This window comes from Edwardsiella tarda ATCC 15947 = NBRC 105688, assembly GCF_003113495.2.
In the GTDB taxonomy this organism is placed as follows: domain Bacteria; phylum Pseudomonadota; class Gammaproteobacteria; order Enterobacterales; family Enterobacteriaceae; genus Edwardsiella; species Edwardsiella tarda.
This window is the reverse complement of sequence record NZ_CP084506.1, coordinates 1792445-1818378: the sequence shown is the minus strand read 5'-3', so window position 1 is coordinate 1818378 and position 25934 is coordinate 1792445. Positions and strand designations below refer to the sequence as shown.

The following is a 25934-nucleotide window of genomic DNA, read 5'->3' as shown; positions in this document are numbered from 1 at the left end:
CGTGATGGGCGGCCCGGCATGATGCCGGGCCTGCTCGTGATATCCAGCGCCCAACCGGGCGCTTTTTTTATGCGCGCCGGACTGATTAATCGTCTGCGTCGTCATCGATCTGTGCAGTGCCAGCGAGTGGCGACTGGTAGCCGTCGGGTTTTATCGCTAGCAGATCACACGTGAGGTGATCGATCACATGTTCAGCGGTATTGCCAATAAACGCCGCCGAGATACCGGTACGCCCCAGGGTGCCGAGGACGACTACCCCGGCATTGAGACGCCGCGCCACGTCGGGGATCACCTCTTCAGGTAGGCCATGTTCGACATGAGTGTGGCTTTCCGGGATGGCGAACTTCTGCCGGAGCGCCTTCATCGCGACCAGATGCTGGCCGCGAATGGCTTCGTTGTATACGCGTGGATCGAAGTCAGGTATCTCGATAGAGACATTGACCGGTGTGACGGGGTAGGCGGCGACCAGATGGATGTCGCTATGACCGACGCCTTTCGCCAGATCTAACGATTCGCGGATCAGTTTCACATTCAGCGGATCGTGATAAGGCTCTTCACTGGAGAGGTTCACCGCCACCAGCGCCGCGCCATTCTCCGGCCAGGGCTGATCCTTGACCATCCAGACAGGGCAAGGGCACTTGCGCAGCAGATGCCAGTCGGTCGGGGTGAAGATCACCGATTCGAGACGATCATGTTGGTGGGTCATCTTCAGTAATAGATCATGGCCGCCTTGGATCACCTCTTGGATGATGGCCTCATAGGGGCGGTTATGCCAGATGACCTTAATCTCGATGGCGACCCCCGCCTCCAGGTAGTAGTGGCACTGCTCACGGATCCAGGCTGTCCGTTGCGTTATCACCCCTTGGCGCATGGTAATGCGCTCGCTCGGCGATAACAGCGTGGTCATTTCATAGGACAGATCATAGATGGGGAGAAATGCCAAAATCTGGCCGCCGTTACGCTGCACCAGGTATACCGCGCGGCGGAGCGCCGGTTGGTCATCCTGGTTCGGATCGATAGCCACCAGTATTTTCTGATAGTCGGCCATATACCTTCTCCTTACTTCACCGTGATAGCCATATTTATACGATAAACTCATAGCTCACCATACAATAGAATAGGTAAGGAAAATGCTACTGGGCGACAAATTGCAAAATATAATCGTGAAGCAGGGCGAGGGGGCTGCGCCGATAAAAAAAACGGCGCATGCGCCGTTTCTTGTTAACCGCTTATCACGATTTACTCACAGGGAGTGCGTGGGTTACCCGCTAATTGGGCTAAAGCATCAATATCCTGAATTGTAATGTATTTACCTTTCACGCTCAGAATATCGCTTTTCTGGAAACGGCCAAGCAGGCGACTGATGGTCTCGACGGTGAGGCCAAGATAATTACCGATATCGCCGCGTGTCATGGTCAACCGGAACTCACGTGGCGAGAAGCCGCGCTGGGCAAAGCGACGGGAGAGGTTATAGATGAAGGCGGCCAGACGCTCTTCGGCGTTCTTCTTCGACAACAGTAGGATCATATCCTGATCGCCTTTAATCTCACCGCTCATCAGGCGCATCATCTGCTGACGTAGGCTAGGCATCTTGCCAGACAGATCATCCAGCGTCTCGAAGGGGATCTCGCACACCATCGAGGTTTCCAATGCCTGGGCGAAGCTGGGATGCATCTGTGCCCCGATGGCGTCGAACCCCACGAGGTCGCCTGCGAGGTGGAATGCGGTGATCTGCTCGTCGCCCTGTTCGGTGATGGTATAGCTCTTAATGGTTCCGGAACGGATCGCATACAGCGATTTCAGCTCATCCCCCGCCTTAAACAGCGCCTGGCCCTTTTGAATCGGCTTTTTCCGCTCAATGATGTTATCAAGCTGGTCCAGCTCATGCTCATTAAGCGTAAACGGGATACACAGCTGGCTGATGCTGCAATCCTGACAGTGGATCGCACAACCACCAGACTGGATTCGACGAATGACACGTTTTTCCGGAATCATAGGTGTTGCCTAAATAATATTGATATCGGTCAATTTTAACATCTTTTATGTGGGATAATAAACCCTATTGTTGATCCAGATGGTGAGATGCGAATTAAGGCACAATTCGTGTATAAGCTGTGATGCATCGCACATTATTGATTAGTGACATTGTCACTGGAATATGATTAGCGACATTAATTATGTTAGGGCTATGATTTTTCCTGTTGATGTGATGTTATTTCAGGCTAATGATAAGGGGTAAAAATAAGCGTTAGGGTAGAGTAGATGCGGCTTAGCCGTGAGGCAACGATCAGCGCGGAAATTAAAAGTTACAGCTTAGCCCCGAATAAAATCATACAAAATCACGCAAACCGTGAATACGGTATAAAAAGGTAATTTAATTATGATAACACGTCGGGTCGATGAGCGAATAGTCGCCGACTTCGCGTACCGCTGAGGCCACCAGGCATCAATGGCGAGAAATTCGTGTGGCCAGCCTTGTAACTCCCCCTGACGCGACTACAATAGCGCCGTTTTACACACTAACCACGGTAACTGCATGCGCCAACCCACGAACAAGCTTGAACTCCTCAGTCCCGCCCGCGAGGCGGCCATCGGCCGCGAGGCCATCCTGCACGGCGCCGACGCGGTTTACATCGGCGGGCCGAGCTTTGGCGCGCGCCATAATGCCGGCAACTCGCTGAGCGACATCGCCGGATTGACCAGCTTCGCTCACCGCTATGGGGCGAAAGTCTTCGTCACCTTGAATACCATCCTGCATGACAACGAGCTGGAGCCGGCTCGGCGACTGATCCACCAACTCTATGATGCTGGTGTCGATGCGCTGATCGTGCAGGATATGGGGATCCTACAGATGGATATCCCGCCGATCGATCTCCACGCCAGTACCCAGTGTGACATTCGCACCGTCGAGAAGGCCCGCTTTCTCTCCCAGGTGGGGTTCTCCCAGATCGTGCTGGCGCGTGAATTAAGCCTGACGCAGATCGCCGATATCCGTGACAATATCGATGCCAACATCGAGTTCTTTATTCATGGTGCGCTATGTGTGGCTTACTCGGGCCAGTGCTATATCTCTCATGCCCAGACTGGGCGCAGCGCTAACCGTGGCGATTGTTCTCAGGCTTGTCGTCTGCCCTATACCCTGAAGGATGAACAGGGGCGGGTCGTTGCCTATGAGAAACATCTGCTGTCGCTTAAGGACAATGATCAGAGCCATAACTTGGCGGCGCTGATCGAGGCTGGTGTACGCTCCTTCAAGATCGAGGGGCGTTATAAGGATATGAGCTATGTGAAGAATATCACGGCATATTATCGCCAGCAGTTAGATGCCCTCCTGGAGCAGCGTCCTGAGTTGAGTCGTGCCTCACTGGGACGGACCCACCATTTCTTCACCCCATCACCCGATAAGACCTTCCACCGCGGCAATACCGACTACTTCGTGCGTGAGCGGCAGATCGACATCGGTGCCTTCGACTCGCCGAAGTTTATCGGTGTGCCAATCGGTGAACTCACGGCCGTTGCGGCAACGCACCTGGATGTTGCCGTGAACGTCGAATTGCATAATGGTGATGGCTTAAACGTATTGGTTAAACGGGAGATCGTCGGCCTACGCGCGAATACGGTAGAGGCGCGCGGCGCAGGGCGTTACCGTGTCTGGCCTAACGAGATGCCGGCGGAGTTGGCGAAGCTGCGCCTGCCGCATCCCCTGAACCGTAACCTGGATCATGATTGGCAACAGGCGCTCCTGAAAACCTCCAGCGAACGTCGGCTAGCGCTCGATCTGCATCTGAGTGGGACGGCGCAGCAGTTGCAACTTACGGTCACCAGCGAGGATGGCGTCAGCGCGACGCAGTCATTGGCTGGGCCATTCGAACCCGCACGCCAGGCGGAGCGGGCGGAGCAGGGGTTACGCGATGGTTTAAGTAAGCTGGGACAAACCTTGTACCAGGCACGTACGGTTACGATCGATCTCGCGCAGCCCTATTTTGTTCCGAATAGCCAACTGAACCAGCTGCGTCGTGAGGCGATTGAGCGGCTGGATGCGTTGCGTGCGGGCCAAGATAATCGTCCACGACGCAAACCCGCGCTGATGCCGCCGGTGTTGTATCCGCAGACACACCTGACTTATCTGGACAACGTCTATAACCACCTGGCGCGCGAGTTTTACCAGCAGCACGGGGTGACGTTGATCGAGGCTGCCTATGAGGCGCATGCCGAGAAGGGCGAGGTACCGGTGATGATCACCAAGCACTGCCTGCGCTTCGCCTTTAATCTCTGCCCGAAACAGGCACGCGGTATCCAGGGGGTGAAGGGGCGCGCCTCACCGATGCAATTGGTGCATCAAGATGAGGTCCTAACCCTGAAATTCGATTGCAAGCAGTGTGAAATGCAGGTCATTGGGAAGATCAAACCTCATGTCCTCAAGATGGCGCTACCGGGGAGTATCGTGGCGAGCATTACACCGGATGATCTGCTGAAAACTTTACCGAATAGAAGAAAATAACGCGCTTACGCCCATCCATCTCAAGTCCTCAACCATGGCGGGAGGTTCTCTCCCGCCAAAAACCTGATCTAGCTTATATTTCTGACTTCTCATCTGGCAGTGCCTACCATCGATATTCTCGCAATCACCTGTTTTAAAAGGGTAAATTTTATTTACCTATTTTGAGATTATCATCAACATACATTTCGCGTAAGTCGTGGCCGACAGGGCGTTATATATTCAGGTATAGAATATCCATACAATTAACGTGGAGAAGTCATTATGTCACTTCGTTTGTCTGAGGCCGATGCTGATGCGGCATTGGCGCGCCTACGCCGTCACTACCGAGTCTATGCGCCGGTGGCGGAGTACCGCGGCGGACGTTTTTCCGATACCGATAATATCGTTTACCAAGAGGTAAGCCGCTGGCGAGATATCGTCTGGCAGGAAAAATCCCATATGGCCCCCAGTACGGTGATCTCCCCGATCACCGAGACGTTGTTCCACTTCGATCATGATGTCATCCAAATTGCCGAGGTTGACCGTCGCCCGCGTTTGATCTTAGCTCGCGCCTGTGACATTAACGCGATGAGTCGCCTCGACTATATGTATCTAAAGAATGGGAATAATGCCGACTATAGCTATGCCTTGATCCGCGATAGCATCAAGTTTGTCTTGATGGAGTGCGCGAGCAGCTTCGAAAACTGTTTCTGTGTCTCGATGGGGACGAACCGTACCGATAACTACAGTGCCGCGTTACGTTTCGATGAGCAGGGGGTGAATGTCGAAATCACCGATCCTGCGTTGCAAGAGGCCTTTGCTGACTTGGGGCAGGCATGCGATTACCATGCCGGCTTCGTCAGCGAGAACCCAGAGAAGGTCGTCACTCCCGACCAGGTCTGTGATGACCCGAAACGGGTACGTCAGATCCTACAGGACAGTCCATTGTGGAATGACTATCAACACCGTTGCATCGGCTGTGGCCGCTGCACCACCGGTTGCCCAACCTGTACCTGCTATAGCATCTTCGATGTCGCCTATGCCGAGAATCCACAGCGCGGTGAGCGCCGTCGCCAATGGGCCAGTTGCATGGTCGAGGGATTTACCGATATGGCCGGTGGCCATCACTTCCGTAATAAGGTCAGCGAGCGACTCCGTTTCCGCGCGCTACATAAGGTGAATGACTATCGCGCCAGAGCTAAAGAGGGCGAACATATGTGTGTCGGCTGTGGCCGCTGCGATGATCGTTGCCCTCAGTACATTAAATTCTCAAATATTATTAACAAGATGAGTGCTGAGGTCGCCCGCGTACTGCAGCAGGAGGAGCAGAAATAATGTGTAACGGTAACTGTGAGAAACGTCATCAAGTCCTGCTACCGGCGGCCTATCCGATCCTGGATATTGAGAAACACACCGATCTGGAGTGGAACTTCCGTGTCGCCTGTGATTTCCCGGTACATTATGGCCAATTTGTCGAGGTATCATTGCCACGTGTCGGTGAGGCACCGATTTCAGTCTCTGACTACGGCGATGGTTGGGTCGATCTGCTGATCCGTCGGGTTGGGACGGTGACCGATGCGCTATTCGCCTTGCAGGTTGGCGATCGGGTGTGGCTGCGTGGCGCCTATGGCAATGGTTACGATCTGACAAAGTTCCATGGTAAACGCCTGGTGGTGGTAGCCGGGGGGACCGGTGTCGCGCCGGTAAAAGGACTACTGCGCCATTTTTGTGAGCATCCCGATCAGGTGAAAAGCCTGGATATGATCCTCGGTTACAAGAATCCGCAGAGTGTGCTGTATAAGCGTGAGCTGGATTTCTGGCGGGGTCAGCACAATCTCTGCCTAACCTTGGATGAGGGTGAGCCGGTCGCCGAGTACTACCACTTAGGTCGAGTGACCGACCATCTGCCATACCTCGATTTTAGTGCGCCGGAAGAGGTCCAAGCCATCGTGGTTGGGCCACCGGTGATGATCCGTGCGACGGTGGCGTTGTTACAGGACAACGGCCTGCGCGATGAGCAAATCTGGGTCGACTATGAGCGGCGCATGGCTTGCTCGGTCGGGAAGTGCGGCCATTGCCGCATGGGGGATGTCTATATCTGTGTGGATGGGCCGGTATTTAACTATGCCGACGCGCGCACCATGGTCGATTAAAGGAGCCAACAATGAGTATCGATGTCGATATCTACCGCGCCCGAGCGCTAAATGAATACCGCTTCTCTAAGGTTCGCTCCGAAGCCATGGTCAGCGTGCGGATACCCGGCGGTATCCTGCCGGCGCGCCTGTTGAGCGTCGCCCAACAGATCGCCGAGCAGTACGGTAATGGTCTGATCCATCTGACGACCCGCCAGAAGTTAGCGATGCCAGGGATCCGTTATGAGGATATGGATAAGGTCAACGCCGCGCTAGAACCCTTCATCCGCGAGATAGAAATTGAGACTTGCGGCATCGAGGTGGAGGATCCGAAAGCGGGCTACCAGGCCATCGGCGGACGTAATATCGTCGCTTGCCAGGGTAACCGTATCTGCCAGAAGGCAAACACGGATACCACCGGCATGGCGCAGCGTCTGGAGAAACTGGTCTACCCGAGTCGCTATCACTTGAAGGTGGTGTTGGCGGGTTGCCCCAACGACTGCGCCAAGGCCACTATGGCCGACTTGGGTGTCTTGGGGATCGCGCGCATTAAGTTTACGCCTGAGCGTTGTATCGGCTGTGGCGCCTGTGTGCGTGCCTGTAAGCATCATGCCGTCGACTGCCTGTCATTACATAATGGTAAGGCCAGCAAGCAGGAGAGCCTATGCATCGGTTGTGGCGAGTGTGTGTTGGCTTGTCCAACGCTGGCTTGGCAACGGCAACCCGATCAACTGTATCAGGTGCGTCTGGGGGGGCGTACCAGTAAGAAGACGCCACGCGTCGGTAAAGTGTTCCTCAACTGGGTCACCGAGGATGTAATTCAGGCGGTCATTCGCAACATTTTTGAGTTCGAGCGTGAGATGTTAGACGGTACTCCGGTTTACCTACACATGGGGCACCTGATCGATCGCGCTGGTTACAATAACTTTAAACAGCGAGTGTTGCGTGGGGTGACGTTAAATCCTGGTGCCCAGGTCGCCGAACGCATGCATTGGCACGAAGATACCTATGTCGGCAATGTGCATCTGAAGTCGGTATAACCTTGTCCCATTGTCATTCTGTGGAGGCCCGTTGCGTACGGGCCTTTTGGTTTTTATAACCTGTAAAACTGGTTGTATATATTATTATTAATCGTTTTTATTAATTATTAATTTGTTTTACTCTAGACACAGTTGATAATTAATGAGGGTAATGTGATGAAAGACGTCGTCGATAAATGCAGTAATAAAGGGTGTGCAATCGATATTGGCTCCGTGCTGGATAACGACAATTGCACGACTGTCATCACCCAAGCCTATGCGACACGCGATGAAGCGGAAAAACAGCTGGCGCGCTTAACCAGTAAGGCTCAAGGTGTCGCTCAGTCCGAGTATCCCTGTGTGATTACCCATCAGATTAATGAAAAAGAAGGAGAGTTCGTTTTAGATGCTCACTTTACTTTTTCTTGTCAGGCAGAAACCGTTATTTTTGAGCTTTCATTGCGCCACGCTTAAGTAGTAGGGGATAATGTCATGGTTAGAGACAAGTTTATTTTAAAAAGTTTTTCAACCATTAAAGTATGGATCGCTAGTCATGTCCATTTGGGAATTAAGAGTGCCGATGTAGTCGCTATTTCTGGTTATTCCCGCTCTTATTTTCTACGTGAGTTTGAATTAGCGACAGGCATGACATTAGCCAACTACATCCGTCAGGAGCGACTTAAACGTTCGTTACAACAGTTGGAAGAGACGGATATGCGTATTAAGGAGATTAGCCATTCACTTGGTTATCCCAGCCAGAGTACCTTCTGCCAGATATTTAAGAATCAATATCGTGTTTCTCCTTCTGAGTATCGTCTACTGTGCCGTCGAACCGCGCGTCTGGCCAGTTAGTCTCTCCTGTCAGCGTGGTTGCGCCACGCTGACTTGTTTATCTTGGCAATGATACTCCCCGCCGACACACACTAAGTAACACATTGAAACCATTCTCTGGGGATCAACCACTCAAGTTTATGCCCGTAGCGCCGTTAGTTATAAGACAACATTATTAAGATTTATCTTACTGACTACACAGGCAGGTTTCTCATGTTCGATTCTATTCGGGCACGTATTCTCGCCACGACGGGTATCATTGTTGTGGTATCCCTTTGCGTTAATACATTAATTAATTATCGGATTGCTAATGATGCCAATAACGAGGCGATACAACATACACTCAGCTCATTGACCGCGAGCCATACTGCGACAGTTCAGCAATGGGTAGAGAACCAACGTGCATTAATCGCTTCCTTGACACCCCATGTGAGTGACAGCGATCCGCGACCACTCTTAAAGCAGATCGCCAATGCCGGCGGATTTATCAGTGTCGATATTGGTTATGCCAATAAGGTCGAACTCTCCTCTGATCCCAGCAGTGTCCCTGCCGGATTCGATCCCACGACCCGCGCCTGGTTTAATAATGCGCGTAAGGCGGGGAGGCCGATCGTGACGGCCCCCTATATGGATGCGAATACCCATACTTTAGTCGTGACCTTTGCCGCGCCCGGACAGGCAAAAGCCGGTGCGGTCGACGGTGTCGTGGAGGGGGATGTCCACATGGATAAGGTCATCGCCAACGTGCGTTCGATCCATCCGACACCGAAAAGTTTCGGCATGCTGCTTAATGACGATGGTACCATTATTGCTCATCCCGATGAGCAATTGACGCTGATGCCACTGTCCGAGATCGCGCCGCATCTCAGTCTGAGCCAGTTATTGACCACGAACCAGCCGGTAGACGCGACGCTTTCTGGCCGTGATATGTTACTGCTGGCGATGCCCGTTGCCGGAACGCATTGGTTTACGGTGGTCGCGATGGATAAAGCTGAAGCGACAGCGGGTATGCGTTCCTTATTACTCGCTTCGATGATCGCCTTATTGGTGTTAATCGTCATTTCGACGCTGGTTATCGGCTGGGTTACCACTCGTGCTTTACGCCCGCTATATCATATCCGTCTGGCGATGGAAAATATTGGTGCTGGGAATAATGCCGATCTGAGTAAACGGCTGACGATAGAAGGGAACGATGAGGTATCGCAGATCGCACGAGCCTTCAATCAGTTTGTCGATAAACTGGCCGGTGTGATGACATCCATCCATAGCACCAGCGAATCGGTACGCATCGCCGCGCGGGAGATCGCGGCCGGTAACGAGGATCTCTCAAGTCGCACCGAGTCCGCAGCCGCCAGTCTGCAACAAACTTCCGCAGCGTTGGAACAGATCTCCGCAACGGTAGCGCAATCGGCGGCCTCGGCACAGCAGGCCAATGAAGCCGTCGGTTCCGCCGCTCAAGTTGCCGAACGGGGTGGGGCGATGATCAGCCAAGTCATTTCAACCATGTCTTCGATTGAGGTGGCCTCGGCCAAAATTGGCGATATTACCGGAGTGATCGATGGTATTGCTTTCCAGACTAATATTCTGGCGTTGAATGCGGCAGTCGAGGCGGCACGCGCCGGCGAGCAGGGGCGCGGTTTCGCCGTGGTAGCCGGGGAGGTCAGAACCTTGGCGCAACGTAGTGCCCAGGCAGCTAAAGAGATTAAAGTGTTGATCGACTCGACCGTTAGCAGTGTCGCTTCGGGCTCGCATCAAGTTCGCCAAAGTGGTGAAACCATGACCGAGATCGTGAATAGCGTCGGTATGGTTAGCGCCATTATGGGAGAGATCACGAATGCAGCACAAGAGCAGAATCGTGGTATCAGTGAGATCAACCGTGCGGTGATCCAGTTAGATACCATGGTGCAGCAGAATGCCGCTTTAGTTGAACAATCGACGGCCGCGTCTTCCGCCTTACAAGGGCAGGCGGGTGAGTTGGCCGATGCGGTAGGTCAGTTCCAGATGTAATGTCCCCAACTGCGGAGCACAGTATCCTACCATTCTGTTCTCCGCAGTTTACACAATATATTCATATTATTTATATAATCCCACGACTCCTGCTATTCCTTCCTAATTCCCCTTGACGAATAGTCGCTATACTTACTACCAGCGCCATAATTATTCGGTGCCAATTTACCGTTGCTAGGCAAGATCATGCAATCTATTACGGGAGAGCACGATGAAATTGAAATATTCTCTATGGGCTGTGTTAGCTTGCGCCCCATTCGTATTAGGCGGTTGCGCCTCCGTCCCCGCAAGTATTCAGGGGAATAATAGCCCAATTTTACAGAAAAACTTCAGCCAGATACGCATGGCACCTAACCTGTATAACGGTCAGCAGGTCCGTTTGGGCGGGCAAGTTATCAATGTGATCAATCAGCCTAAACAGACGCTACTCGAAATTGCCATATTACCGCTCAATAGCGCGGCTAGGCCGGAGTTAGGTCAAGGATATCAAGGGCGTGTCATCGCCCGTAGCGATCATTTTCTCGATCCGGTCAATTATCGTCATCACTTAGTCACGGTATTGGGTACACTGAGTGGTAGTGAGCAAGGTAAGGTTGGTGCGACGCCTTATACCTTTGTTACCCTAAATATCAAGGGGATACAAGTATGGCGAGTCGATGAAACCTTGCCGCCGGTTGCAGAGTGGGATTATGGTATCGGCCCGAACTGGCCGTCAACCTGGCAAAACAATATGGATCCCGGCTGGGGATGGTATCCGGCGCTGCAACCTGAGGCCGTCGCCAACCGCTGATTGGATAAATAGACAACAAGTTGTATTAAATAGCCGCCAATATTGTGAGTATTGACGGCTTTTTTTTGCACAAAACAGGCTGCGCTAGGTAAAATCTCGTGGGTAATCCCTCGCATAAAATCTCAGATTTCACCTAGCGTTACCGATGGAGCAGGGGGATAAACGGTATCCGTATCGGCCTCGCGATACCAAACTGGTCGGAAAGGTGTAGCCGCGGGATTATAAGACGTTATTTGGCCATTTCACTATGGCGAGGCAGGATGTTTCATGCTGCCGATAGCGTTAGTTGAAGTGAAGGCCGGACGACAAGATCGATGCCGATAGCGAGCAACCGTCAGGCAAAACAGATCAGCGGATCGATACCGGCGATAACATGTGCGCATGCAGTATAGGAGAAGTAGGAAGAATGAGTTGGCGTTGGTGTGTAACACGCTTATCATCGCGGGCCATAGCTAAGGAAGTCCGAGTCGACATTGAACTTGAACTAATGTGGTACGCGAATGGCATAACGTTACTCAACCACAATCAGCTAAAGGTAAGGCACCATAGATCGTGTATAACCCGATGCTCGTACGGTCTAGGAGTCCAAGCCATCGCAAACTAGTAGCATGACTATGATTATAGTCTTTAGCATAGCGTCATTATACAAACCAAAATTTAATTATATTTTCATAAAGTAATGTAGCCAGAATAGAACTTATCATCCCTAATATAACTACGGAAGTAATTGATACCAAAAGAGATATAACTGGATGGGATTTAACAAAGTCAACCCATCTATAATATAATGGTTTTTTTATCCTTCTAATTTCATTCTTTATGCCTTGAATCAAGTTTAGAGGCATATTCTTTCCGTGAAATTTATGCTCACAATCTCTACATACTATTGGGAAGGAGCAGGACTCAACTAAATCCGTTTTTATACCATTCATATCAAACAAACAGCCTTTGGTCTCATCATGAGTAAAGCCAATAACGCTATCATAACCAGGTATCTCGTTGTCATTCTTCATATAAGCCATTGAATATGCGTACAAAACTCGAAGAATGGCGTTTTCCAAAGGAATGTTTGCGTATTCAAGAAAATCTTTGATTTCATGAAATGTAAACAGAACTCTATTATTACTCAGTCGTCTGCTATACCAATTATTTTCTAGTGGGACATTCGTTATTGCTATCAAGAAGTCATGCTCACGTATTTCTGGAAGTTGCTCTGACATAAGTCTATCTGAGAAGGCCCAGTCTTCTATATCTGAATCACATGTCAAAGAGTAATTATCAATACTTTTATCAATGCTGAAATATGATGACTTCCATTTTAATATTTTTTTCTTGTCAAACCTTGCTGGGATATGACCGAGTGTAACTAGTTTTATTTTTATTTCGCCCATAATTTATCTCTGATAGTCATTGCTTTTATTTCTATACGAGGTTTTATCTACAGCCTGCCAATCCTGCAATAGACACACGATTGGTTGAATTTTCACCGAAAAGCAGTTCGAGGTTCTGTGATACCCGAACTTTACCCCGGTTTCCCGGAGCTTTTCCTTTGTATATCATATCATTGAAGCTATTTCCTTTTACCGAAAATTTCCTCAGAACGTGACTGCAATGTCTTCAATGCTTCTAACATATCGTCGCCGTTTAGTGAGCACTGGGATTTTTTCTCGGCTGGTTTTCTGCGTCACCACGAAGGACTATAACCGGCAGGGATCTCCTGTGAATGATTGTTGTCGCGTTTATCTTGAACCAGTTTGATAAATTCGAGTATACGTCAGAGGCGCTTGTTGTCCACAATAACACCCAGGTCGATTTCCGAGAGGCATCATAAGTGGAGTAGGGAAGATCTGTACCGTTAAGCCGGAGCTCTTTTCATCCATCAGGATAATGCCAGACATCAATATATTTTCCGATAGCCTTTCGGCTTAGCTCTGTATCTTCTCCCGTGCCAATGTGGGACCAATATCTGAATAGCGTTCCCGGAGATACTCAACGCCGTTTCGCTCAGTGATGCTGGCAGCAGGCGATTTCCAGCGTGGCCACAACTTTGATTATTCATACCAAGCGGCCCGGACTGACGATGACGTTTTAGTAGTATTTCCGCAGTTTGGGCAGGACGTAGATTGCGATCGATGACATCCTGAATGATTTTGAGGAGGTTGATTTCTTTCACGGAGAACAAATAGACATTAGCATTGAGTCTCCATATGGGAAGTTCGCATAATGTATATTATGTTAAATTGATGCTGGCCATTAGGAACCCTGGCCGCTTCTCTACTCTGGGGCCAGATTCTCTATCTGGCGGCACCATATATTGGTAATGTTAACCGTACTTTCCCCCACCCTTGCTCCAAGAGAGGATGCTCATACTATGCATTACTCGTCGAGAATACAGCGTGAACCCGTGCTCTAGCGGGATCGCGACTAGTGGATATCATCTCGGTGATTGTCTAATACGGTTAGTGCGTGAGTCGATTAGAACATCGACACCGCCCAACACCATGTGTAGAGATCGTCTTTATGCATCAATGCGATGGTCACCGCCGCTGGAAATAAAGCCGCAGGTAAAGATGGCCTCTGATAATCTGGCGATCGCCGCTTTCTTTGCACTATCACGGATCGCTTTCACTCATGACTTTTTCTCGCTGTTCCGTGGCCAAATTTTAGCAATAGCGAGGCAGAAAATTACCTGGCGATAAGCGGACTAAAGTAGCGTCGCAGCTGCTGTTTCCCCTACTCTATTATTGGTAACGCTAGGTGAAATCTAAGATTTTATGCGAGGGATTACCCGCGAAATTTCACCTAACACACGCAAATGTGCGTAAAAAGCAGACTGCTTGCGGGCGGTGTTGATGCTAGTTTGAGCGATACTTGAGGGATTAGGTCTCTGGATAGCCTATTCCCGGTATTGATTTCCTAGGTGAGCGAGGCTGATTAGCGATTCCTACTCACCAAGAGCGTCAGGATCAACCAACCCTCGGGCGTCTTTTATCGTGATTTAACGGTTTACCGACAGTACCATCTTGTTCGAGAAGCATGCACCGATCGGTGATGAGGATCATCAGTAAGTTGGACTAAAGTTAAGACGTTAAGATGCAGGATATAAAGGCATCACCACCGCTCAATCGACGACGTTAGCAGATGACTCACAGAGCTATGCTCTTTTCGGTAGCGTTCGGTGCCGCGTTAAGCGGCACCCTGACCAAGCTAAAAGTGACAACGTCACTTATCTATTTCCACTCACCCCTCTTGCCTGCATAAAGAGGCAGCAAAAGCACGGTGCGCCATCGATGGTTAGGCGCCGGAAAATAGATACTTGCTATTCACGTCCTGTGCCAACTGGGTGAACAGTTGATTAGTTAATTCCTGTGTAACCGTTAATGCCTCGGCGCATGCCTGAGCACAGAATTGTTGTATCAAGAGACGTGCCTTGAGGCTATCTGATCGGTAGATGGATAAATATTCTCGCTCCATCTCCTGGCGTAATACTTCAAAGTGAATCTCTAATTGCTGGTAGCGCTGCTGCACCTGCGGCGCATAGCGTGTATAGTTTTGCATCGCCAAGGTTTGTAATTTACGGAACTGCCACTGAGCTGAAATATCCTCAGCCGTACCATCGGTGACGGTGCGGTACGCTAAAGGAAAATCATCGATGGCTTGGGGATAGCAAGGGATATAGACGGAGAGACTGGGCATGCCGTAGGAGATATACTCGACGTCGGCCAACTCGGCCGGTAACCCGCTACGTGATTGTAAAATATGCGATTGCTGGGTACGGAATAGTGAGATTGGCCGCCAAGTATAGTCTGGTGTTTCCGCATAGGGTTGCCGGCCTAAATTCTGATAACTATTTCTCAACCCCTGCTTCACCGCCTCCACATCCAAGGGCGCTTGTGGCTGCTCGAATACCGCAAAGTCATGGGGGCGTTGCAGGTCGCGTGCCGTATCGGGAGTATATAATTGCTGTAAGGCGAACACACGCGGATAGTTGTAGTAATGATCGTGCGGGTCATCGTGGCGGGTATAGACTCGCTCAAAGTCGAAGGCACCATCGCGCTCGGCATCGTAGAAACCCTGTTGTTGAGCAAAGGTGATCAGCGTCGCCGAAGCCATATAGTTTTCCTGATCATCGGGATCATAGGCACGTAACCTCCCCTGATTACCGGTGACAAAATAGCGACTCTCCGGCAGACGGGTCGCTAGCCACTGATGGGCACTACCCGTCTCCAGATACCAGATCTCATCGCGGTCAATAAAGGCCACGCCGAATCCTTCACCGGCACCATAGGTTTCGATCAGTTCTCCCAGACGCGCGGCACCTTCTCGCGCCGAAGTGACGTACGGTAGGACGACGTCGGTGATGCTATCTTCGGTGATACCGCTGGTCGGTAGATAGGGATCGCAAGCCAATATCTGTGGGTTGGCAAAGATAGTCTCGGTGGCCGTCATCCCGACACCAGACTGATTAAACCCTGCTGCTCCCCACGTCATTTGCTCGGCGCTTTTACCGATCTTACCATTCGCGAAGACGCTATAGGCCTGCGCTAGCGCCGGTAACGGGCAGCGAAATGCATTCTCGTTAGCCTGGAAGTGTGACTGCTGCTGAGTTCGGGCCGGATGTTTAAGTAATACTTTGGAGAGTAGCGGATCGTGGTCCTCTGTACGCGCGATAATGCGTGAGCCATCGCGTGTCGCCGCACTACCAATCAGGATTGTGGTGCAGGAGTCAGGGCGCGCTTCTGTTGATGAGCGCATATCCTTAGGTGTATGGGGAGTGACATTCATTATGATGCTCCATCACAGAATAAGAAAAGCATAGGTTCAGAGGATGTGAACCTTTTCGTCACCTTTCAGCATACGCCATCGCTAAATAGTCTGCAGCCGCATCTGATAATTATTGCATGCGTTATCGTTACTTAGGTAGTGGCTGCGGAGGTTATGACTATTATTCATACATCAAACAGTTATTTTGTGTTACCGAATTCAAGATGATACGGCTAAATTTGAATAGTAGGGCCAATAGGAGAAACGATTATGTATAGCAATATAATGATACTACTTGACCTGAAAACGGCATCACAGGCGGATGAGCAGTTATTGGACAAGGGGGTGGCGTTGGCGACGAGCCTGCATGCCCAGGTTCATCCAGTTCACGTGGTGCTGGATATCGAGCCGGGCGAAAATGGCAACCAATCTTTGTATTTCAAACAGTTAGAGGAGCAGGCAAATCACTTGCAACAGTCACGCGGCGCCGCGTGTCCAGAGATCGCCATTATTATCAGTAACGACTTTTCCTCCTCTTTACAGGATTTTATTCAGCAGAAAAAGATCGATTTGATAATTCTCGGCCATCATAACAGTGCTTTCGCCCAGAAATTTGTTTCTTTCCTCTCCGTTGCCAAAAACACTATCGACACGATTAACATTGATACGTTGATCGTGCCGTTAAGCGGTAACTAACGCTATCGCAGGCTAATAGACCCGGCACGTTTAGCGCCGGGTGCTATTCTTAGGTTATCGATCCAGAACCGATGAATAGCCTGCCATGAAACCATCGCGTACCATTCCCTTTTATCTGCATATCGCCTCACTATTTATCGGGTTACTGGTAGTCTTTTCTGCACTGATCTTGTGGTACCAATATCATGCCAGCACCCGTCTATTATTGAGTACGACCGATAATCACTATCGAAATGTGGCGCTTGAAACGGCTAATGAAATGGAGCAAGCCTACCATAGCGGTGCCCTATTAGTTGAGCTATTGGCGAATCAGCGGATTAATCGTGCGGATGACACGTTGACGCAGCGCCTGACGCATCTCACTTTTTATATCACGGCGTTACGCAATAGTCCGAAGTTAACCGCGCTATACACTGGCTACGATAACGGCAGTTTCTTTCTGGTGCGCCGCTATACTCCTTCGGCTGAAATCATTCGTCAGTTTGATCCGCCACCAGATACGGCCTGGATCGTACAGAGTCAAAGCGCTAATTCGGCGGGTAAGATGTCTGGCGATTATCTGTTCTATAACGCGGATCTTATGCTCTTGCAGCAACGCAGCGTCGAAGCTTATCGCTTTGATCCCCGTCTGCGTAATTGGTATCAACTGGCGCAGCAGGCTGGCAAGCTTTCGAGTACCTCGCCTTATCGTTTTGCGAGCGGCGGGCTTTTGGGGATCACGGTTGCCACACGCATGATGTATGCCCCGGGCGTGGTCGGTAGCGATATTCAGATCGACGGGCTGGAGCGTTTGCTACAAGCGGCTCGTGTCACACCCAATAGTCACCTGGCATTATTGAATGCACAGGGGCAACTTCTGGCCAGTGATGTCGATCTGCCCACGATGGATATGACGTATGATGTTGCCCCGCCCCGGCTAGCTCAGATGCAGCACTCCCCGTTAGCACCACTGATCTCGCTCGATGATAAACCCGCGTTACAAATGATACCGCTACACCAGGCTGATGGCCGAGCGTGGCAAGGGATGGTTGTGAAGTTTAGCATACCCGGTGGTGAGGTATTGCGCCTGCTGATGGCCTCACCCGACAATGAGTTGATGGCTAATGTCAAAGAGGATGTCGGCCGTATTTTGCGCATCTCGATCTTGATCCTGCTATTGGGATTGGTTGGTGCACTCTGGTTGGCGCATAGAGCCTCTAAACCATTGAATCTTTTGCTTGAGGAGGTAGGTAAGATCGAAGCGTTTCGTTTTGATGAGCCTGTTACCATCAAGAGTAATATCATCGAGATCCATCGTCTGGCCAAGGCGTTCGCTCAGATGAAGGACAGTATTAATCACTTTATGACGATTTCTCAGGCGCTGGTCGCTGAGCGTCATCAACAGACGCTCTTGGCGCGAATATTGGCAGAGATGACCCAACAAACTCATGCCTGTGGTGGGTTAATCCTATTAGAGGAGACGGGAACGCTATATCCGGTGCAGTCCCGTTGGCAGGCAACGACGTCGAGCATTGAGTCGCCGCAGCGTACCTGGGTTTCTGCAACAGGAATGGTGCGATTACAGCAGGCTATCCAGCAGAATATCCATCACCAGCTTATCACCCCGGTGGAGTTCGCCGCCGCCTTTCCGGCGTTTCCCCCGGTCATCGCTCCCCTCACTTTGTTGGTCCTGCCGTTGAGCAATGCGGAACAGGAACGCCTTGGTCTATTGTTACTGTTCATCGATCCGCAGCAATTCCCCGTGTCACCCCGTATGCTTGCTTTCGCTCAAGCCTTAGCGGGGAGTGCCGCTGTCGCGTTGAATACTCAGCACTTGTTGAATGAGCAAAAGCGCTTACTTGAGGATTTTATTCGCATGATCGCCGGTGCTATCGATGCGAAGAGTCCACATACGGGCGAGCACTGCCAACGCGTCCCGATTTTGGCAAAAATGTTAGCCCAGGCAGCCTGTGAACAACAGCGCGGGCCATTCGCCAACTTTTCCCTGAATGAGGATGAATGGGAGGCATTGCGCATTGCCGCTTGGTTACATGACTGCGGCAAGATAACCACGCCGGATTATGTGATGGAGAAGGCAACGAAATTAGAGACACTCCATGATCGTATTCATGAGATCCGTCTGCGTTTCGAATTGTTAAAGCGAGATGCCGATCTCGCCTATTGGCAGGGGGCGGCCACTGGCGGTGATGTGGTAGCATTAGCTCAGGTACGCGACGAATTAAAGGCGAAGCTCGATGAGGAGTTTACTTTTATTGCCCACTGCAATCTCGGTGATACAACGCTTAAGCCTGATGATATCGCCCGTATACAGCGTATTGCGCAACGGACCTGGACTCGTACCCTCTCCGATCGGATCGGTATTTCTCATGAGGAGATGCAGCGGAAACAAAAAACACCGGAGATGCCGCTTCCGGTTGTCGAGCCCCTCTTAGCCGATCGCCCGGAACATATATTACCTCACACCTCATCAGCGAATGGTGCTACGAAGCGGGCTGCGTCGCATGGCTTTAATATGACGATGTCTGAACATCAGTATCACCGTGGCGAGTTACATAACTTAACGATACGCCAAGGAACGTTGAATAACGAAGAGCGTTTTAAGATCAACGAGCACATCATTCAAACCATCTTAATGTTGGAACAGCTCACCTTCCCTCGCCATCTCCGTCAAGTTCCTGAGATCGCCGGGAGTCATCATGAGCATATTGATGGCTCTGGCTACCCGCGGGGTTTGACTCAGGCGCAAATGTCTTTGCCCGCGCGTATCATGGTGATCGCCGATATTTTCGAGGCGCTCACCGCCAGCGATCGACCCTATAAACCGGCAAAGACGTTATCACAGACGCTTGCCATTATGAGTGATATGGTTCGACGGCAGCATATCGATGCCGATCTCTTTCGTCTATTCGTACAGAGCGGCACTTACCTGGAGTATGCACGTCATTATCTGCAACCCGAGCAGATTGATCGGGTCGATGTCACCCACCTACTGCGTCAGTTGGCTGATATCTCAGCGGTGGTCCACTAAAAGGATGGCGCTCCGTAGACTAGAGCGCCTATCGTTAAGCACTATACTATTTTTTACAGGCGTGTTCGCAAAGTGCATTGCGTAATAATATATAGGTGTGGTTTGTAATAATACCCAGTCATTTCGGCGTCAATAGAATTAGACAAGTCGAAACTATCAAAACAGAGAATAAAGATAAACCAACAATCCTTTTGTCATGTCAGCGTTGATTATGGATTTCGATGAGAACAATCACACCATTTGTCGTATTGGTTGAGCTTGTATGTATTTTTACATAGCCTTTAATATAGGCAGTAGGATATCAGCTGTTTTTTATAGTATATCTATTTTATATGGCGTGCTAGTCTGCCCAACTTATTTTCACCCGCCTATCCGCTGATACGGTTTGATATGGATTGAATTATTATCATGGTTACATCCTGGGATAAATCTGGCATGATGCCAGCAGGTTTCAATGCGAGGGAGTGAGTATGAACGTGTTTATTACCGGTGCGAGCGCTGGGTTCGGCGCCGCTATCGCCCGTAAGTTTATCCACCATGGCCACCGTGTTATCGCTACAGGTCGGCGAGTCGAGCGTTTGCAGGCATTGCGCGATGAGTTAGGCGATGCCTTGACGATTTTACCTCTCGATGTGCGTAACCGTGCGGCGATCCGCAATGCGCTTGAGCAGCTAACACCGGCGCAGCGTACTATCGATCTATTGGTGAATAATGCCGGACTGGCTTTGGGGTTGGAGCCGGCGCATCAGGCCGATATCGAGGATTGGGATACCATGATCGATACCAACGTAAAAGGTGTGGTGAACATGACGCGCGCCCTACTACCTGACATGGTGGCACGCAACACGGGCCATATCATTAATATTGGCTCCACCGCCGGAAGCTGGCCTTACGCTGGCGGTAACGTATATGGCGCGACGAAGGCGTTTGTGCGTCAGTTTAGCCTAGGGTTACGCGCCGATCTGCATGGTACCCAAGTGCGGGTCAGCGACATTGAACCCGGTCTAGTCGAAGGCACGGAGTTTTCCAATGTGCGTTTTAAGGGCGATGAGCAACGTGTCGTCAATACCTATAAGAACAGCCATGCGCTGACGGCACAGGATATTGCCGAGGCTGTTTACTGGGTGGCCACATTGCCCGCTCACGTCAATATCAACACCATCGAAATGATGCCGGTATCCCAATCTTTCTCGCCGCTCGCCATATATCGTAGCGAGTAAGTTAACTTTTTATGGGGGGAACGGCTATAGCGGCGAAAGGAAAATCGTGGCAGAGTGAACCTATTGCACTCTGTATCATCTGAAGAGTGGCATTTTTGTTGAGGATAACACTGTGAAGAGAGAGAAACGATATCTACGCCGCGCCGCCCTCCCCATGGTGCTGCTGCTTGCTAACCTTGCCTGGCAAGGAAACGCGCTGGCGGCCAATTGTGAGGCTGGTAGTACCTGCGTATTTGGCTCTAGCGGCGGCCAAGATAATTCCCTGACCAAGGAGCAGGCGCGTGAGCAACGCGAGCAATGGGATAATACCCGTACGCTGCGCCATAAGGTGAATAACCATGTGGAAAAGGAGTTCGATAAGGCTGATCGCGCTGTCGATCAGCGAGAGCGCTGCGAAAGTAGCCTCAATGTGAACGCCTACTGGGAGGCGAATACGCGGCGCTGTTTAGATCGCCAGAGCGGTCGCCCATTAACCCCCTAATCTCCCCCTAACGTCACGATAGGTAACCTATGCGTAAGTCCCTTTTAGTCTCCCTATTACTGCTGACACCCTGGTTCGCTCAGGCTGCGGCGCTGGTCACCTGTGAGAGCATCCAGGAAGAAATTCAGCAGAAGATTCTAGCGAATGGTGTCCCGGCCGACGCCTTTACCCTGGAGATCGTGCCTAACGATCAGGCGCAACAAGCCGGGGGGCAAGTCGTTGGTCACTGTGGCAATGATACGCAGAAGATCATCTATCTTCGTACCGATGGCGCAGAGCCCGGCGCCTATAGCGGCAATCACGCGCCGCAGGATAGCCAGTAAGTGTGACGCCGGGCGACAACCCGGCGACTATTTTTTCTCATCGACTACCTCGATGCGCTCCCGTAATCCAGCACCTGCGGGGATCAACCAGGCTGCTAACAACGCTAACCAGGCGATCAGCGCGGCCGCGATGAATACCGCATGTAATGAGCTGGCGACCGGCATGAGTAGCTGGGAGACATCATCATTATGCTGTAGGCGATGCGCCATCAACTGTTGTACCGGATCGCTAACCTCTGGCAGGCGCCAGGCTAAGTTAAGGTTGAGGGTTGCCCCGAGGATCGCCGTCCCTAACGCCGACCCCAACATGCGGGTAAATACGGTACAGGCCGTCGCGATCCCACGCATCGCCTGCGGGGCACTATTCTGCACGGAAACCAGAAAGGTCGTGTTGGTCATCCCCATCGCGGCACCGATGATGAAGGCCGAGATCCTCCCCCACCATAGGCTGCCTTGCGGAGTTTGCCACAGTAGACATAGGCTACCGATGATTAACAGCATGCTACCGATTAACGCCGTCGTGCGATAAGAGGTGCGTAGCATCAGATGGCCACTCAGGGTACTGGCGATTGGCCAGCCGATCGACATCAATGCCAGCGTCATCCCCGCCTCTAGGGCCGAATGTCCCATTACGCCCTGAACATAGGTCGGTAAGAACGCGGCGACCCCCATCATCGAGGCGCCGACGATTAATCCACCGATATTGCCAGCCACCATAATGCGATCGCGCCAGAGTGCCGCAGGAAATAATGGCTCCGCCGCGCGTTGCTCTTGGCGCCAGAGCAACAGGCCACTTATCACCGCGATCGCCAGCAATACGATGAGCCAACGGCCAAGGAGCTCGGCCTGCAATAATGCGAGCAGTAGTGCGCTAACGCCGATAGCTAACCAAGCGGTGCCGGCGAGATCCAACACATGGCGCCGTGGGTGCAGTTGTTCCGGGAAATAGCGCCACAATAGATACATGGCACTACAACCGATGGGCAAGTTGATCCAGAAGACTAATGACCAGTGAAAATGTTGGACGATGAAAGCCCCCAAGAGCGGCCCGACGATCGCCGATATCCCCCATACACTGGAAAGGTAACCTTGGATGCGCGGTCGCTCCAGGGGGCTATAGACGTCGGCGATAATGGTGACTGCGATAGGGGTGATAGCGCCGGCGCCGGCTCCCTGTAAGGCGCGGAAGAGGATCAGCCATAGCATGTTCTGCGCGAAGCCACAGAGCACGGAGCCCAGCAAAAATAGCGTTGCCCCGATGTAAAACATCCGCTTGCGGCCATGCAGATCGGCTAGCCGGCCATAGATGGGGATCGAGATGGCCTGTGTTAATAAATAAGCGGCAAAGACCCACCCCAGCAGAGAGAAACCGCCGAGATCTGCAATGATAGTCGGCATGGCCGTGGAGACGATGGTCACCTCAATGGCCGCCATAAACGTCGCCAGCATACATGCTACTAGCACCAAGACCCGCTTGGGGTGAATTGCCTGTGTATCCGTACTCATAAGCCCCATATCACGACAAACGCTACTGGGAACATACTAGCACGCTATGTGGGAAACGCCGCGCCTTAGTTTCTACGCTAACCCATTGAAGGCGCACTGCTAGCGCCACCCACATCACCCTGTTCGTCGTGACATAATCGGGCATCAATACGGCACCACGCCCTCACACGCCGATACGACCGATTACCACCAGATCTCCGCTTGTACGCCAAAGCTTAACTGGTCAAGCTTATCGTCGTCGAAGGCAAACTGCGTGATCTCGTTTCGCTGCGTCTTCAGATAGGTGCTATAGAAACGGATCTCTGGGCGTGAGCGCAGCATGCTGGTATCGACCTTAAAAGCATGGAATAACGTCACCTTATATCCCTCTTCACGGTAGTCTCGTTGGTCGGCTCGATTCTTTTGGGTAAACCACCCCAACTCAATCCCAGTCTGGTTGAAGGTGTTCCAAATATAGGCTGGGCGGATCACTGCTCTGATCGCATCGAAGTCGCTATGAGCCATACGGGTCTCATAGCTATAGAGATCACTACCGTGAGCATAAACCAAGGCGTTCGCAACGATAATTTCTGGACAGAGATAGGCTTCACCTTGAGAGATTAAGCGAACCGCACTGCCATTAGTATGTTCACCACCATAGTACTCCCAGTTACCATAATGTGGGTTGGAGCTCGAAATACTCATGAAACCGCTGGCGACAGAGTTATTCGCACTCTGAAGCACAAATTCGTTGAAGCCGCCGCCAGCGAACTCTTGGCGTAGAATGATGGAGGCAAGATAGGCGTTTTTCATCGAAAAGTAGTCATCAGATTTCGCTTTGCTACTGCGATTAGCCATATCATAACGCCCCGCCAATTCTAACGTGGCTCCGTCCCATAACGGTAGGTTCCGGTAATGTAGTTCGATGGCATTGGTATTAACGTGGGTGTCCGATGCATAATCCCGGGTATAGAGTTTGAGATCTTGCCGCACCAGGGACAGATCCAGCAGGCCGGGCCCCAAGTTTACATTCTCGAGGCCGAACCCCCCTGCCGATAATGCCCAGTTGGTCTTCCAGTCCAACATCTGGATTTCATAGAAAGGCAAACTATTCTTTCCTACCCAGAAGGTTGCTTCGGGGAGAAAAGGAATAAAGCCGGTCGTATTAACAAAGAGATTGGAAAACTGTAATCGGTTATCTTCGAAGGTATTGAACCAACCGGAGGCATAGTCGTTGTTCACGTTACCATCTAATTGCACCACCGCATTGACCGTTTTACCCTCACGGGAGTACACTGGTTTGTCTAAGCGTAGATCGAACCAGGCACCATACTCGTTACCGAGACGCCCCAATGAGCCAACGGCGTAAGATTCGGCGCCCCCTCGCCGCGATGTTGCCCAGCCACTCCGGAAGTAGCCGGTATAGATCAACCCCATATCCTCTTTTCCCGTGCCGGGAGGGAGAGTCGCGCTGGGCGGGAGAGAGCCACTTTCGTCTTGAGGAATGCTCTCGCCCTCCTCGCTGAGTGGCTGGGTTGCTGGTGTCGATGAGGGCGTGGCTGGGTGTTGATACTCTTGTAATTGTTGTTGTGTCGCCTGTAATTCTTGTTTACTTTCCTGTAATGCCTTCTCCAATGACTCTAGACGCTGCTCCACCGAGAGCGGCGCCGCGCTAGCATAGCCACAGGATAATAGTATTGCGAGGAGTAATACGCTGCGCTTGAATCTGTATTCTTGATGCATGATGAATATTCCATGGCCGCGCATAAGAAGCGACAAAACTGAATGCGCCGTCGTTTCTCTAGCCGGATAATTTTTGTGATGAGTTCCGCGTCCAGTTCTATCGACACAACGGAAATATTCTTCGTCGCCTCTGTGTGAATGGCGTAAAGTGCCCTCAGTTGCCGATAAATAGCGGTAACTGATTGAGCGCTGTGTACAAACCATGATTAATCGTTAGGCTGAGGACATGATTTATCTCCTGGATCAACATTGTTATTTACTGTGCGGTAAGGTCTCGCCCGCATTCCATGCGTCTTGACCGTATCGTCATCTCGGCAATACGGCCTTATTGGGCTACTCTTTTCCCTGGCGTGCAGTGTGAATGGGCTACCTAACGTGCTGGACGATGGCGGCGTGGATGCCCCTTGTGCGCCAGGTAGTGAGAGTCCTGAGCGCTGGAAAGAGAGACTTCATGTGAGGAGACGGGGTCGAGGGTGCGTCGCCGCATGTTGATGACCAAGGTACGCGCATTACGCCTGCCACTAACCTGCGACTGACGCCAGATACGACGGCGCTCCTTGCCATACGTCCTGGCTGACCCGGTACCAACGCGCAATTGCAGAACCAGGATAACGGGTCAGATAGGTAATAATAACTTAATTTACCGTATTAGAATTCAGGCTAATCTATATCCATTTTTACGCTATCCCGCCCCCCTTTCTCTGAGGCATGAGCGCGGCTTAGTGCTGAAGCGAGGTCGACTCGACAATACCAATATCATTTCTGATAAGTATAGAGGATTGCTGTATTGGTATCGGTTATGACATAAATATAAGAGAACCACTTCACCATTACCTCTTTAGAGGTAATGGTGCATTCACGTTACGTCTATTTTTTACTTCAAGTCTTAACAAAGGCTAAACAGCATCATTATGTCACTTTGATTTTTCTTGAAT

Annotated in this window: 19 protein-coding genes and 1 pseudogene; 13 read left to right on the top strand and 7 right to left on the bottom strand. The window is 51.1% G+C overall.

The genetic code is table 11. The features are described from left to right. Positions 1–85: 85 nt before the first annotated feature. Positions 86–1048 (bottom strand): universal stress protein UspE, encoded by a 963-nt coding sequence (gene uspE, locus DCL27_RS08425; RefSeq protein WP_005293721.1) that lies wholly within the window; start codon positions 1046–1048, stop codon positions 86–88. Between the two features lie 191 nt (positions 1049–1239). Continuing rightward, complete coding sequence (locus DCL27_RS08420) at positions 1240–1995, bottom strand: FNR family transcription factor (protein ID WP_005285956.1); 756 nt, start codon at positions 1993–1995, stop codon at positions 1240–1242. A 541-nt stretch (positions 1996–2536) separates the two neighbouring features. Here DCL27_RS08420 and DCL27_RS08415 point away from each other — a divergent pair. From DCL27_RS08415 to DCL27_RS08380, 8 genes are all read left to right on the top strand, one after another. Next, positions 2537–4501 (top strand): peptidase U32 family protein, encoded by a 1965-nt coding sequence (locus DCL27_RS08415; RefSeq protein WP_035598873.1) that lies wholly within the window; start codon positions 2537–2539, stop codon positions 4499–4501. Positions 4502–4762: 261 nt separating this feature from the next. After that, positions 4763–5815, top strand: coding sequence for an anaerobic sulfite reductase subunit AsrA (gene asrA, locus DCL27_RS08410; RefSeq protein WP_035598876.1), 1053 nt, complete (start codon positions 4763–4765; stop codon positions 5813–5815). Beyond that, positions 5815–6633, top strand: coding sequence for an anaerobic sulfite reductase subunit AsrB (asrB, locus tag DCL27_RS08405; RefSeq protein WP_035598879.1), 819 nt, complete (start codon positions 5815–5817; stop codon positions 6631–6633). Before asrA ends, asrB begins: the two co-directional genes overlap by 1 nt. An 11-nt stretch (positions 6634–6644) precedes the next feature. Continuing rightward, positions 6645–7652 carry a sulfite reductase subunit C gene (gene asrC / locus DCL27_RS08400; RefSeq protein WP_005285964.1) on the top strand — a complete coding sequence of 336 codons (1008 nt, stop codon included), beginning with the start codon at positions 6645–6647 and terminating at the stop codon, positions 7650–7652. Between the two features lie 156 nt (positions 7653–7808). Beyond that, entirely contained in the window at positions 7809–8105 is a 297-nt protein-coding gene (locus tag DCL27_RS08395) for a DUF406 domain-containing protein (protein WP_035598882.1), read from the top strand. A gap of 18 nt (positions 8106–8123) precedes the next feature. After that, positions 8124–8483, top strand: coding sequence for a helix-turn-helix transcriptional regulator (locus tag DCL27_RS08390; RefSeq protein ID WP_005293727.1), 360 nt, complete (start codon positions 8124–8126; stop codon positions 8481–8483). A gap of 192 nt (positions 8484–8675) precedes the next feature. Next, the gene (locus DCL27_RS08385; protein ID WP_035598885.1) at positions 8676–10469 is read left to right on the top strand and encodes a methyl-accepting chemotaxis protein; all 1794 of its coding nucleotides are present in this window, start codon (positions 8676–8678) and stop codon (positions 10467–10469) included. 211 nt (positions 10470–10680) lie between these two features. Continuing rightward, the gene (locus DCL27_RS08380; RefSeq protein WP_035598889.1) at positions 10681–11259 is read left to right on the top strand and encodes a Slp family lipoprotein; all 579 of its coding nucleotides are present in this window, start codon (positions 10681–10683) and stop codon (positions 11257–11259) included. A gap of 641 nt (positions 11260–11900) precedes the next feature. Here the strand turns inward: DCL27_RS08380 and DCL27_RS08375 are convergent. The 3 genes and pseudogenes from DCL27_RS08375 to DCL27_RS08365 all read right to left on the bottom strand — a co-directional run bounded on the left by DCL27_RS08375 (position 11901) and on the right by DCL27_RS08365 (position 16014). After that, positions 11901–12650 (bottom strand): hypothetical protein, encoded by a 750-nt coding sequence (locus DCL27_RS08375; protein ID WP_035598893.1) that lies wholly within the window; start codon positions 12648–12650, stop codon positions 11901–11903. A gap of 179 nt (positions 12651–12829) precedes the next feature. Further along, positions 12830–13200, bottom strand: a pseudogene (locus DCL27_RS08370) (ISNCY family transposase); the annotation flags it as partial. A gap of 1353 nt (positions 13201–14553) precedes the next feature. Further along, positions 14554–16014, bottom strand: coding sequence for a C69 family dipeptidase (locus tag DCL27_RS08365; protein ID WP_035598895.1), 1461 nt, complete (start codon positions 16012–16014; stop codon positions 14554–14556). 279 nt (positions 16015–16293) lie between these two features. Here DCL27_RS08365 and DCL27_RS08360 point away from each other — a divergent pair, with 279 nt between their 5' ends. The 5 genes from DCL27_RS08360 to DCL27_RS08340 all read left to right on the top strand — a co-directional run bounded on the left by DCL27_RS08360 (position 16294) and on the right by DCL27_RS08340 (position 21771). Next, on the top strand, positions 16294–16719 hold the full coding sequence (locus DCL27_RS08360) for a universal stress protein (protein ID WP_005285979.1): 426 nt from the start codon (positions 16294–16296) through the stop codon (positions 16717–16719). 85 nt (positions 16720–16804) lie between these two features. Continuing rightward, positions 16805–19747 carry an HD domain-containing phosphohydrolase gene (locus tag DCL27_RS17715; protein WP_035598897.1) on the top strand — a complete coding sequence of 981 codons (2943 nt, stop codon included), beginning with the start codon at positions 16805–16807 and terminating at the stop codon, positions 19745–19747. 470 nt (positions 19748–20217) lie between these two features. Beyond that, positions 20218–20967, top strand: coding sequence for a bifunctional NADP-dependent 3-hydroxy acid dehydrogenase/3-hydroxypropionate dehydrogenase YdfG (gene ydfG, locus DCL27_RS08350; RefSeq protein WP_005285986.1), 750 nt, complete (start codon positions 20218–20220; stop codon positions 20965–20967). Positions 20968–21121: 154 nt separating this feature from the next. After that, the gene (locus DCL27_RS08345) at positions 21122–21448 is read left to right on the top strand and encodes a DUF1283 family protein (protein WP_050979603.1); all 327 of its coding nucleotides are present in this window, start codon (positions 21122–21124) and stop codon (positions 21446–21448) included. A gap of 29 nt (positions 21449–21477) precedes the next feature. Next, a complete protein-coding gene (locus DCL27_RS08340) occupies positions 21478–21771 on the top strand; it encodes a DUF1161 domain-containing protein (protein WP_005285990.1) in 294 nt (97 codons plus the stop codon). 27 nt (positions 21772–21798) lie between these two features. On the opposite strand, the gene DCL27_RS08335 is transcribed toward DCL27_RS08340, so the two are convergent. Both DCL27_RS08335 and DCL27_RS08330 read right to left on the bottom strand, forming a co-directional pair. Continuing rightward, positions 21799–23277, bottom strand: a complete 1479-nt coding sequence (locus tag DCL27_RS08335; RefSeq protein WP_005293738.1) for an MDR family MFS transporter — start codon at positions 23275–23277, stop codon at positions 21799–21801. A gap of 183 nt (positions 23278–23460) precedes the next feature. Next, complete coding sequence (locus tag DCL27_RS08330) at positions 23461–24999, bottom strand: carbohydrate porin (RefSeq protein WP_035598900.1); 1539 nt, start codon at positions 24997–24999, stop codon at positions 23461–23463. Positions 25000–25934 lie beyond the last annotated feature (935 nt).